The organism is Streptomyces sp. NPDC030991 (assembly GCF_055571235.1).
On sequence record NZ_JBVIFR010000001.1, the window covers coordinates 422,133 to 433,949 of the forward strand.

An 11,817-nucleotide genomic window follows, 5' to 3' on the forward strand; every position below is an offset into this window, starting at 1 on the left:
GGCCTCGCGCTCGGGGGTGGCGAGTCTGCCTCCCCCCCCCCCTCCCACCCCCCCCCCCCCCCCCCCCCCCCCCCCCCCCCCCCCCCCCACCGCCGTGAGCTGGGCCTCGGTTAGCCTGGCACACGATGAACCGCATTGAGCAGCAGCCCGCCCCGGCCCACCGCCTGACCACCCCCTGGGGAGACGTCGACCTCAGCCGTTTCCCGGCGGACCCCCGCGATCCACTGCGCGCCTGGGACGCGGCCGACACGTATCTGCTGAAGCACCTCGCCGAGAGCGGCATCGACCTCTCCGGCGCGGTCGTGGTCGTCGGCGATCGCTGGGGCACCCTCGGCACGGCGCTGACGGGGGCCGACGGCTGCTCGCCCACGCTGATCTCGGACTCGTACCTCGGCCAGCGGGCCACCGAGGAGAACCTCGCACGCAAGGCGCTCGCCGGAACCGGGGACGAGGCCGGAACCGAGGACGAGACCGCGGCCGACACCGACCCCGGAGCCGAGCCCGCCGCCACCGCCGGGGACGTGGCCGGGACCGCGGCCCCGGCCACGCTGCTCACCACGCAGGACACCCCGCCGGACCGCGTCGACGTACTGCTGGTCCGCGTGCCGAAGAGCCTCGCCCTGCTGCAGGACCAGCTGCACCGGCTGCGGCCCGCCCTGCACGAGGGCACCGTGGTCGTCGGCACCGGCATGGTCAAGGAGATCCACACCTCGACGCTGAACCTGTTCGAGCGGATCGTCGGCCCGACCCGCACCTCGCTCGCCGAGAAGAAGGCGCGGCTCATCTTCAGCACGCCGGACCTGATGCTGTCCCCCGGCCGCAATCCGTGGCCGCTGCGCTATCAACTGCCCGACGATGTCGGCCTGTTGGCAGGCCGGACCGTCGTCAACCACGCGGGGGTGTTCTGTGCCGAGCGCCTGGACATCGGCACGCGGTTCCTGTTGCAGCACTTGCCGCGGGAGACCGGCGCCGCCCGGATCGTGGACCTCGGCTGCGGCAACGGCGTCGTCGGCACGAGCGCCGCGCTGACCAGTCCGGACGCGGAGATCCTGTTCACCGACGAGTCGCACCAGGCAGTGGCGTCGGCCGCGGCGACGTACGCGGAGAACTGCGGCGAGCGGCCCGGCAAGGCCGTCTTCCGGGTCGGTGACGGACTGGCGGGCGCCCCCGACGCCAGCGTGGACCTGGTCCTCAACAACCCGCCCTTCCACACCCACCAGGCGACCTCGGACGCGACGGCGTGGCGGATGTTCGCGCAGGCCCACGCGGCGCTGCGGCCGGGCGGCGAACTGTGGGTCGTCGGCAACCGCCACCTCGGCCACCACCTGAAGCTGCGCCGCCTCTTCGGCGCCAGTGAACTGGTCGCCGGCAACCCGAAGTTCGTGATCCTGAAGGCAGTGCGACAGGAAGGCCCGGGGGGACGAGGCGCACGGCGCCCGCGCCGGGCGAACGATCACTAGACCTTCCACCGCGCCGGGCCATGGTCACCGGCGGCCAGTACCCGGGGCGGTGAGCGCGGGGGCGGCGGATCGGTGACCCGGCCGTAACGAGGCCTCCCCGTGCTTGTCGGAACGGATTCCTCCGGGTGACGATGCCCTTATGAAGGGTGATCTTTTCGCACACGAGTACATGGTCCAGCCCGCTGTCGCGCCGGGGATGACCGTCCAGAACGCCAAGTCGATCCGGTACGTGGTCAACGGCGAGATGCTGGCGCGGCAGGGGGCGATGATCGCCTACCGGGGGAATCTGCAGTTCGAGCGGAAGGGCCAGGGCGTCGGCGGCATGCTCAAGCGCGCCGTCACCGGTGAGGGCCTGGCCCTGATGAAGGTGCACGGTCAGGGCGAGGCCTGGTTCGCGCAGGAGGCGCAGAACGTCTTCGTGGTCGACATCGAGCCCGGCGACCTGTTCACGGTCAACGGCCGCAACGTGCTGTGCTTCGACGCCACACTGTCGTACGAGATCAAGACGGTGAAGGGGGCGGGCATCTCCGGCGGCGGCCTGTTCAACAGCGTCTTCAGCGGCCACGGCAAGCTGGGGCTGGTCTGCGAGGGCAATCCGCTCGTCCTGCCGGTCTCCGCGCAGCAGCCGGTGTACGTGGACACGGACGCGGTGGTCGGCTGGAGCGCCAACCTCCGTACGTCGCTGCACCGTTCGCAGTCCATCGGTTCGATGATCCGCGGCGGCTCCGGTGAGGCGGTGCAGCTGATGCTGGAGGGCGAGGGCTTCGTGGTCGTCCGCCCCAGCGAGGTGACACCACAGAAGCCGCAGCAGCACTAGAGAGGGCCCGGAGTGCCGGTCCGCCGAGGTGTCCGTACGTGGACGCCTCGTCAGACCGGCGCGCCGCCACCTCCGGCGTGCTCCAGCGCAGGAACAGGTTCGCGGCGACGGTACGGGCACGGCGGACCGTGCCGGAGCCCGTACCGTGCTCGCGGCCCGCGTCCTACCGCCGTCAGCCTCGGTACGTCTCCAGCAACCGCAGCCACACCTCGCTGACCGTGGGGTACGACGGCACCGCGTGCCACAGCCGGTCGATCGGGACCTCGGCGGCGATCGCGATGGTCGCCGAGTGGATGAGTTCGCCGACGCCGGGGCCGACGAACGTGACGCCGAGGAGGATCTCCCGGTCGAGGTCGACGATCATGCGGGCGCGGCCGGTGTAGCCGTCGGCGTAGAGGCCCGCGCCGGCCACGTTCGCCATGTCGTAGTCGACGGCGTGTACGCGGTGGCCCGCCTCCTCGGCCTCGGCGAGGGTCAGGCCCGCGCTCGCCGCCTCCGGGTCGGTGAAGACGACCTGGGGGACGGCGGCGGTGTCGGCGGTGGCCACGTGGGCGCCCCAGCGGTCGGTCTCCAGGAGCGGGACACCGGCGGCGCGCGCGGCGATCACGTCGCCCGCGATGCGGGCCTGGTACTTGCCCTGGTGGGTGAGGAGGGCGCGGTGGTTGGCGTCGCCGACGGCGTAGAGCCAGTCGTTGCCCTCGACGCGCAGGGTGTCGTCGACGGTCAGCCAGGATCCGGGCTTCAGGCCCACCGTCTCCAGGCCGATGTCGTCGGTGCGCGGGGCCCGGCCGGTCGCGAAGAGGATCTCGTCGGCCTCCAGCGTCGAGCCGTCGCCGAGGGTGGCCGTGACGGTGGTCCCCTGTCGCTCGACGGCCGTCACGGACGTACCCGTCCGCACGTCCGCGCCCGCCTCACGCAGCGCGTCCGCGACCAGTTCCCCGGCGAACGGCTCCATCCGCTCCAGCAGTGCGCCGCCGCGTACGAGCATGGTGACCTGCGAGCCGAGCGCCTGCCAGGCCGTGGCCATCTCGGTCGCCACGACTCCCCCGCCGACCACGATCAGGCGGCCTGGCACGTGGTCGGAGCTGGTGGCCTCCCGGCTGGTCCAGGGCTTGGCGTCGGCGAGGCCCGGCAGATCCGGGAGGGCGGCGCGGGTGCCGGTGCAGACGGCGACGGCGTGCCGTGCGGTCAGCGTCGTGACCGTGCCGTCGTCGGCGGTGACGGTGACGCGGCGCGGTCCTGCGAGGCGGCCGTGGCCGCGGTAGAGGTCGGCCCCGATGGACTCGATCCAGCCGACCTGGCCGTCGTCCTTCCAGTGGGAGGTGTAGTCGTCCCGGTGGGCGAGTACGGCGGCGGTGTCGAGCGGGCCCTGCACCGCCTGGCGCAGGCCCGGCACGCGGCGGGCGTCCGCGCGGGCGATCACGGGGCGCAGCAGGGCCTTGCTGGGCATGCACGCCCAGTACGAGCACTCGCCGCCGACGAGTTCGCTCTCCACGATGGCGGCGCTCAGCCCGCCGGCCCGTGCGCGATCGGCGACGTTCTCGCCGACCGGACCGGCTCCCACCACTACAACGTCGTACTCCATGGCTTCCGTCATACGCCCCAGTGTGAACGTAGGTGTGCCGGTGGGCCACATGGGTACGTGCGCGGAATACGTCCGCTCTGCGGACTGTTGTGCCCAGCGGCTTTGCCCCCTACGGCTTCGCCCTGAACCCAGGAAGCAGGAAGAGGGAAATCACCATGAGCAGCACCACCGTGGAGCTGACCAAGGAGAACTTCGATCAGATGGTCACGGAGAACGAATTCGTGCTGATCGACTTCTGGGCGTCCTGGTGCGGGCCCTGCAAGCAGTTCGCTCCCGTCTACGAGAAGTCCGCCGAGGCCAACCCCGACCTGGTCTTCGGCAAGGTCGACACCGAGGCGCAGCCGGAGCTGGCGGCCGCGTTCGGTATCCAGTCCATCCCGACGCTGATGATCGTCCGTGACCAGGTGGCCGTCTTCGCGCAGCCGGGCGCGCTGCCGCAGGAGGCCCTGGACGACGTGATCGGCCAGGCCCGCAAGCTCGACATGGACGAGGTCCGCAAGTCCGTCGCCGAACAGCAGGCGCAGGCCGCGCAGCAGCCCGAGGAGGGCTGAGGCGCGACAGCACGCGAGAGCCGGAGGAGGCGGCCGCCGTCGGGTGGCCGCCTCTTCGGGTTCCAAGGGAGGCCGGGGACCGGGGCCTAGGGCGTGTTTCGAAAGTCCCGTCGTCCGCCCGAAGGGCGGGCCCCACGGCGTCTGGTGCGTGCGATCGCAAGGCGCCGGGGCGCCCTCATAGCGGAGCTATGCGGGCGTTCCGGCAACGCGGCGAGCGTGCGTGCCAGACGCCGCGGGGCAGGCGGGACTTTCGAAACACGCCCTAGGTCGATTCGCGGGGTACCGCGCTCGCGCCCATCACGTTGCGCACCTCGGGTTCGGCCGCGGGGTCGCGCACCAGCCGGTCGACGATTGCGGCCAGTTCCTCGCCGGAGGGCAGGTCGATGCGGACCGTGCTGAGGCGGGGGCGCAGCAGCCGGCCCAGCATCAAATCGTCGGCGCCGATGACGGCGACCTCGGCGGGGACGTCGACGCCGGCGTCCTGGAGTGCGCGCATGAGGAGCATCGCGTACTCGTCGTTGTACGCGAACACCGCGCCGAGCCCCCGCTCCCGGATCTGTCCGGCGACGCGGGCCGCGTCCTGTTCCTCGTAGGCGAGGGGCAGCCGCACCACGTCCGCGCCGGTGTCCTGGACTCCCGCGAGCCGGGGCAGCGCGAAGGTGCCGAGTCCTTCCTCGCGGGGCATGACCACGCCGAGCCGCCGGTGTCCGCGGGCGACGAGGTGTTCGCCGGCGACGCGGCCGACCTCGCGGTGGTCCATGATCAGGGCGTGGGCGCCGGCGACCGGGTCGGGGCCCAGGGTGAGGACGGCCTTGGCGCCGGACCGGCGCAGGATGCCGATGCCGTCGGGGCCGAGGCCGATGGAGGCCAGGACGGCGACCGGGCGCAGCTCTGCCCAGGCGCGGGCCGCCGCCTCGCCGCCGAGGCCGACGCTGCCGTACTGCACGACGGTGTAGTCCAGGCGGCTCAGCGCCCATTGCAGTTCGTTGAGGAAGCCGCTGTAGAGGGGGCCGACGGGGACTTCCGGGGTCGGCATCAGGACGATGCGGGTGTGGCCGGCGCGCAGGCTGCGGGCGGCGGCGTGCGGGACGTAGCCGAGTTCTTTCGCCGCTTCGTGGACGCGGCGCCGGGTGGGTTCGCTGATCCGGACGGCGCTGGTGTTGTTCAGGACGTAGCTGACCGTGGCGCGTGAGACGCCGGCCAGACGGGCGACGTCGGCGCTCGTCGGCACGGCGCCGCGGGCGGACCCGGTGGTCTCGGCGGGTGCGGCCCCGGAGGATGCGGACGGCTGGGCGGGCTGCTGCTTCGGTATCTGCACCATGACGCACGGCATCCTTCCAGACGGGCCTCGGCGGGCGGGCCCCGGGCCGCGCGCCCGCCGCCCGGGCCTCGGGGCGCCTCTCATGGAGCGGGAACGTCCTGTCCGGCGGCGAGCGTGCCCCACAGCTCGGGCTGTTCGAAACCGAGCGCCCACAGGACGGTGTACGGGACCTTGTATCTGCGCAGGGCGGGCAGGTGGACGGCGATACCGCGGGCGTCCTGGTACCAGACGGTGCGCTGTGTCCCGCCGTCCTTGTACGTGAAGTGCGGGGTGCGGGAGTCCGGGTCGAGCGCGTAGGGCGCCCCGACCTTGCGGCGCAGCGCCTCGGCCTCCGTCGCGGTCAGGTGTCTCGCCCGGGCCTTGCTGCCGACGGCCCAGTCCCAGCCGTACGCCGGCAGGCCCATCTCCAGTTTGGCGCGGGGGACTTCGGCGGTCGCGCGGTCCAGGATCTCCTCGTACCACTGCGGTGACGAGAGCGGTCCGGGCGCGCCCTCGGCCCAGTGCAGGTTGTAGGCCATGACGCGCATCCGGTCGGCGGTGGCGCCCAGCTTCTTGTAGTCCCAGATACGGCCCGTGGTACGCGTTTTGGGGGTGACGGTCACGAAGCACTGCTTGCGCAGGGCGTGAAGTCGCGCGCACAGGTCCGTGACGAAGGCGGCGTAACCGTCGCGCACGGCCGGATAGGCGGGTTCGGGGGTCGGCGCGATGCTCTCGTAGTCGAGGTCGATGCCGTCGTAGGCGCGGCTGCGGACGAGGGTGAGCAGTGCTTTGACGTGCGCGGCGCGCTGTGCGGGGCTGGTCAGGACGGCGCCCAGGGCGCCGGGCCTCATCTGCTCCATGACGGTGGGCACGACCTGGATGCCTTTGGCGTGCAGGCCGTCGATGACGCGGCGGTCACCGGCTCCGGGGTGGCCGTCGACGCGGGTCGCGGACTTCGTCTCGTACCAGAAGGGGCTGATGGTCCGCAGTTGCGCGGCGTGCGCGAGGGCGTCGCGGTAGGCGGCCTCCTGGTTCCAGTACGGCAGCCAGGCCGAGACCGTGCGCGGGGGCGGCGGCGCGGTGCGGAGGGGGGCCGCGGCGCTCAGCGTGCACAGGACGGTGAGGGCGGCGAGGACGGACAGGGCGCTTCGGTGTATTCGGCGTGCCATGTGCCGAGCTTGTGGGGCGGGCGGCGCACCCGCCGCGCGGAATGGGCCGTCCGCGTCCTCACGTGACCCGCGTGACTGCTTTCACGGAGACCACGCGTACGAGCACCCGGGCCGCGACGGTGCGACGGTGCGGGCCGATCCGCTCGGGGTGGGCCGGGTGCGCACGGAGTACGCGCCCGCGCGCGACGGCGAGCCGGACCCGGGCGAGATCGTGGACGGGGTGCCGTTCGGGACCGGGTGCTGCGGTGCACGAGCGCGGGATGCGCCGCGGGGAGTGCGTCCTGGACCGGGGCCGGTTCAGCCTGGTGGTGCTGCGCCTGTGGGAGCACTACAGCTGGGAGTGACGTCTGGGGGTGCGCCTGCCTCGTGCACCTCGTGCGCCGGGTGTGCACCCCCTGTGTGCCGGCGTGAGACCGGAAGTCCAGGGGCACTCTTGTGCGAAGCGTCGGGAGCGTCTTGGGTGGGTCGGGCGTTGCCCGTAACGGCCCGCACCGGGCCGAATCGACGACATGGTTCCCACCGGGGACCATGGATGCACGAGGACCCAGGAGGATCCCGATATGAGCGAGGGAGACTGTACGGGCCGCGGTGACCTGGTCACCGAGGCCGAGGTGGAGGCCCTGGTACGGGGCATCTGCTTCAAGACGGGCCCGCCGCGGACGGTGGGCGTGGAGCTGGAGTGGATCGTCCACGAGCCGCGACGCCCGCGGCACCTGTTGGCACCCGAACGACTCGACGCGGCGTACGCCGCACTGCGCGCCCTGCCCCTGAGCTCGGCGCTCACCGTGGAACCCGGCGGACAGCTGGAGCTCAGTTCGCTCCCTTCCGCCACGCTGATGGACTGCGTCTCGGCCATGCGGGCCGATCTGACCGCCGTCCGCGCCGCGCTCCGCGGCCACGGACTCGTCCTGTCCGGCCACGGCACCGACCCGTGGCGGCCTCCCCGACGCGTCCTGCATCAGCCCCGTTACGACGCTCTGGAGGCGGCCCTCGACCGTGCCGGTCCCGCCGGGCGGTCCATGATGTGCTCCTCGGCGTCCGTGCAGGTCTGCCTGGACGCCGGTCACGAGGAGCCGGGGCCGCTGGGGCACGGGCGGCGGTGGCGGCTCGCCCATCTGCTCGGGCCGGTGCTGGTCGCCGCGTTCGCCAACTCCCCGATGCTGTCCGGCCGTCCGACCGGCTGGCGCTCCACGCGGCAGCTGCTGTGGGAGCGCATCGACGAGGGCCGCTCGGGCGCGCCGCCGCTCGACGGCGATCCGCGCACGGCGTGGGCGCGGCACGTGCTGGACGCGCCCGTGATGTGCGTCCGTACGGACAGCGGCCCGTGGCACGTCCCGGAGGGGCTGTCGTTCCGGGAGTGGGCCCGCGGCGGCGGCGCACCGCGCCCGCCGACCCGCTCGGACCTCGACTACCACCTGACCACGCTGTTCCCGCCGGTGCGGCCGCGCGGCCATCTCGAACTGCGCATGATCGACGCGCAGCCGGGCGACGACGGGTGGATCGTGCCGCTCGCCGTGACGACCGCGCTCTTCGACGATCCGCAGGCCGCCGAGACCGCGTACCGGGCCGTCAAGCCCCTCGCGGAGCGCGCCGGTTCGCGGCCCGCCCCGCACAACTCACTGTGGCGGGACGCCGCCCGGCTCGGCCTCGCCGATCCCGAGCTGCGCGAGGCGGCGACGGCCTGCTTCACGACGGCTCTGGACGCGCTGCCCAGGATCGGTGCGGACCCGGACGTACGGCAGGCGGTCGCGGACTTCACGCACCGCCATGTCGTACGCGGCCGGTGCCCCGCCGACGACGTGCTCGACACGCTTCCCGAACCCGCCCAGGGGAGGACCGTCCACTCATGACCATCGAGGAGAACGTGACCACCGACCCGGAGGCGCTGCGCCGTCGCGCGGCGGACGCCCTTCTGGCCGCGCGCCGCCGCACCACCCTTTTGACCAGTTGCGTGGAGGAGCCCGAACTGACCGCGCAGCACTCGCCGTTGATGTCGCCGCTGGTGTGGGACCTGGCGCACATCGGCAACCAGGAGGAGCAGTGGCTGCTGCGGGCGGTGGGGGGCCGTGCGGCGCTGCGGCCGGAGATCGACCCGCTGTACGACGCGTTCGAGCATCCGCGCGCCGAGCGCCCGCGGCTTCCGCTGCTCGCGCCGCGGGAGGCCCGGGGGTACGCGGCCGACGTGCGCGGCAGGGCGCTGGACATCCTGGACAAGGCGTCCTTCGAGGCGGACGGCGCCGCGCGCCTGACCCGCTCGGGCTTCGCCTTCGGCATGGTCGCCCAGCACGAACAGCAGCACGACGAGACCATGCTGATCACCCATCAGCTCCGGTCGGGCACGACCGCGCTGACGGCGCCCGATCCCGAGCGGCCGAAGACCCCCTTCACCGGGCCTGCCGAAGTCCTGGTACCCGGCGGGCCGTTCACGATGGGCACGACGGCGGAGCCCTGGGCGCTGGACAACGAGCGTCCCGCGCACGCCCGGTTCGTGCCCGCCTTCCACCTCGACACGACGCCGGTGACGAACGCCGCGTACATGGAGTTCATCGCCGACGGCGGTTATCGGCAGGCCCGTTGGTGGGACCCCGCGGGCTGGGTCATGGTCCGCGACAGCGGGTTCGAGGCGCCGTTGTTCTGGCGGCGGGAGGCAGGTCAGTGGCTGCGCAGGCGGTTCGGGGCGACGGAGGTGGTGCCGCCCGACGAGCCGGTGCTGCATGTGAGCTGGTACGAGGCCGACGCCTACGCGCGCTGGGCGGGGCGTCGCCTGCCGACCGAGGCGGAGTGGGAGAAGGCCGCCCGCTTCGATCCGGCCTCGGGCCGCTCGACGCGCTACCCGTGGGGCGACGCCGATCCGACGCCGGAGCGCGCGAACCTGGGCCAGCGCCATCTGCGCCCGGCCGTCGCCGGCAGCTACCCACTGGGTGAATCGCCTTTGGGAGTACGGCAGTTGATGGGTGATGTGTGGGAGTGGACGGCGAGCGACTTCCTGCCCTACCCCGGTTTCGCCGCCTACCCGTACCGCGAGTACTCGGAAGTGTTCTTCGGGCCCGACCACAAGGTGCTGCGCGGCGGCTCGTTCGCGGTGGACGCGGTGGCGTGCCGGGGCACGTTCCGCAACTGGGACCTGCCGATCCGCCGGCAGATCTTCGCGGGCTTCCGCACAGCCCGCGACGCCGGCCCGCGGGAGACCACCTGATGTGCCGTCACCTGGCCTACCTGGGGCCGCCCGTGCCGCTCGGCGACGTGCTGGACGCGCCGCCGCACAGCCTGTTCCGCCAGTCGTGGGCGCCGCGCAGACAGCGGCACGGCACGGTCAACGCCGACGGATTCGGGATGGGCTGGTACGCGGAAGGGGACCGGACACCCGCCCGGTACCGGCGCACGGGGCCGATCTGGGGCGACCTGTCCTACACCGACCTGGCCCGGGTGGTCCGCTCGGGCGCGGTGCTGGCGGCCGTCCGCGACGCCACCGTCGCCGGAGCCGACGGGGAGGCAGCCGCGGCGCCGTACGCGTCCGGCCCCTGGCTGTTCAGCCACAACGGCGCGGTGCCCGGCTGGCCGCACTCGCTGGCCCCGCTGGTGCCCACGCTGCCGGCGGCCGACCTGCTGTCCATGGAGGCCCGTTGCGACTCGGCGTTCGTGTGGGCGCTGGTGCTGCACCGGCTGCGCTCGGGTGCCTATGAGAACGCCGAGGCGCAGGCGCTGGCCGACACCGTCCTGGAGGTCGCCGAGGCCGCGCCCGGTGCCCGCCTCAACCTCCTTCTCGGCAACGGCGAGACGATCGCGGCGACGGCCTGGGGCGACACCCTCTGGTATCTCTGCGAGCCGGGCCGCCGCACCGTCGTCGCCTCCGAACCGTATGACGACGATCCGCACTGGACCGAGGTGCCCGACCGCACGCTGCTCGCCGCGAGCCGCACCGATGTCCTGCTGACCCCGCTCAAGGAGCCGATCGCGTGAGCCCGTACGCACTGACCCGCACGCTGCCCGAGGACGCCACCGGGGCCGCGCTGCGGTCCGACGTCCTGAACGGCCTATCAGGTTCGCCGAGGACACTGCCGCCGAAGTGGTTCTACGACGCGCGCGGCAGCGAGCTGTTCGACGAGATCACCACGCTGCCCGAGTACTACCCGACGCGCGCCGAACGGGAGATCCTCGTGGCGCGCGCCGCGGAGATCGCGGCGGCGACGGGGGCCAGGACCCTGATCGAGCTGGGTTCGGGCTCCTCCGACAAGACCCGCCACCTGCTGGCGGCGTTCCCGGAGCTGACGCACTACGTTCCCGTGGACGTGAGCGAGAGCGCGCTGCGGGGCGCCGCGGAGACACTGCTCGCCGAGCATCCCTCGCTCGACATCCACGCCCTGGTCGCCGACTTCACCCGGACGCTCGCACTGCCCGCGACGCCGGGGCCGCGGCTGGTGGCGTTCCTCGGCGGCACGATCGGCAATCTGCTGCCCGAGGAGCGCACCGCGTTCCTGACGGCGGTACGCGCACTGCTCGCGCCCGGCGACTTCTTCCTGCTCGGCACCGACCTGGTCAAGGACGAGGCGACGCTGGTCGCCGCGTACGACGACGCGGCGGGCGTCACCGCGGCGTTCGACAAGAACGTCCTCGCCGTGGTCAACCGTGAGCTCGGCGCCGACTTCGATCTCGGGGCGTTCGAGCACGTGGCCGTCTGGGACGCCGAACGGGAGTGGATCGAGATGCGGCTGCGTTCCACCGTGGCGCAGACCGTGAAGGTGCCGGCGCTGGATCTCGCGGTCGCCTTCGCGGCGGGCGAGGAGGTGCGGACGGAGGTGTCGGCCAAGTTCCGCCGGGAGGGAGTGCGGGAGGAACTCGGCGCGGCGGGGCTCGATCTGGTGCGGTGGTGGACCGACTCGGAGGGCCGGTTCGCCCTGTCCTTGAGTTCCGTGCCGGCCGCCTGAGCGGGCCCCC

The 11,817-nt window shown here is 73.0% G+C and carries 10 protein-coding genes; 7 read left to right on the forward strand and 3 right to left on the reverse strand.

Annotation, left to right across the window (positions count from 1 at the left end):
* Positions 1-164 precede the first annotated feature (164 nt).
* On the forward strand, positions 165-1,460 hold the full coding sequence (locus tag ACZ45E_RS02075) for a methyltransferase (protein ID WP_468216012.1): 1,296 nt from the start codon (positions 165-167) through the stop codon (positions 1,458-1,460).
* Positions 1,461-1,599: 139 nt separating this feature from the next.
* The gene (locus tag ACZ45E_RS02080; RefSeq protein ID WP_468215344.1) at positions 1,600-2,277 is read left to right on the forward strand and encodes an AIM24 family protein; all 678 of its coding nucleotides are present in this window, start codon (positions 1,600-1,602) and stop codon (positions 2,275-2,277) included.
* Between the two features lie 172 nt (positions 2,278-2,449).
* Here ACZ45E_RS02080 and ACZ45E_RS02085 read toward each other — a convergent pair whose 3' ends face one another.
* A complete protein-coding gene (locus ACZ45E_RS02085; RefSeq protein WP_468215347.1) occupies positions 2,450-3,874 on the reverse strand; it encodes a dihydrolipoyl dehydrogenase family protein in 1,425 nt (474 codons plus the stop codon).
* Between the two features lie 143 nt (positions 3,875-4,017).
* Between ACZ45E_RS02085 and trxA the strand changes: the two genes are divergently transcribed.
* The gene (trxA, locus tag ACZ45E_RS02090) at positions 4,018-4,413 is read left to right on the forward strand and encodes a thioredoxin (protein ID WP_324775018.1); all 396 of its coding nucleotides are present in this window, start codon (positions 4,018-4,020) and stop codon (positions 4,411-4,413) included.
* A gap of 262 nt (positions 4,414-4,675) precedes the next feature.
* Here the strand turns inward: trxA and ACZ45E_RS02095 are convergent, their stop codons facing one another.
* Both ACZ45E_RS02095 and ACZ45E_RS02100 read right to left on the reverse strand, forming a co-directional pair.
* Complete coding sequence (locus ACZ45E_RS02095; protein WP_468215349.1) at positions 4,676-5,734, reverse strand: LacI family DNA-binding transcriptional regulator; 1,059 nt, start codon at positions 5,732-5,734, stop codon at positions 4,676-4,678.
* Between the two features lie 80 nt (positions 5,735-5,814).
* The gene (locus ACZ45E_RS02100; protein WP_468215350.1) at positions 5,815-6,882 is read right to left on the reverse strand and encodes a glycosyl hydrolase family 18 protein; all 1,068 of its coding nucleotides are present in this window, start codon (positions 6,880-6,882) and stop codon (positions 5,815-5,817) included.
* A gap of 560 nt (positions 6,883-7,442) precedes the next feature.
* Here ACZ45E_RS02100 and egtA point away from each other — a divergent pair.
* Genes egtA through egtD form a run of 4 tightly spaced genes read left to right on the forward strand, consistent with a single transcriptional unit; the run spans position 7,443 to position 11,807 of the window.
* A complete protein-coding gene (egtA, locus tag ACZ45E_RS02105; protein ID WP_468215351.1) occupies positions 7,443-8,732 on the forward strand; it encodes an ergothioneine biosynthesis glutamate--cysteine ligase EgtA in 1,290 nt (429 codons plus the stop codon).
* Positions 8,729-10,078, forward strand: a complete 1,350-nt coding sequence (gene egtB / locus ACZ45E_RS02110; RefSeq protein WP_468215353.1) for an ergothioneine biosynthesis protein EgtB — start codon at positions 8,729-8,731, stop codon at positions 10,076-10,078. The genes egtA and egtB overlap by 4 nt, the downstream gene beginning before the upstream one ends.
* Complete coding sequence (egtC, locus tag ACZ45E_RS02115) at positions 10,078-10,842, forward strand: ergothioneine biosynthesis protein EgtC (protein WP_468215356.1); 765 nt, start codon at positions 10,078-10,080, stop codon at positions 10,840-10,842. Before egtB ends, egtC begins: the two co-directional genes overlap by 1 nt.
* The gene (gene egtD / locus ACZ45E_RS02120) at positions 10,839-11,807 is read left to right on the forward strand and encodes an L-histidine N(alpha)-methyltransferase (RefSeq protein WP_468215357.1); all 969 of its coding nucleotides are present in this window, start codon (positions 10,839-10,841) and stop codon (positions 11,805-11,807) included. The genes egtC and egtD overlap by 4 nt, the downstream gene beginning before the upstream one ends.
* Positions 11,808-11,817 lie beyond the last annotated feature (10 nt).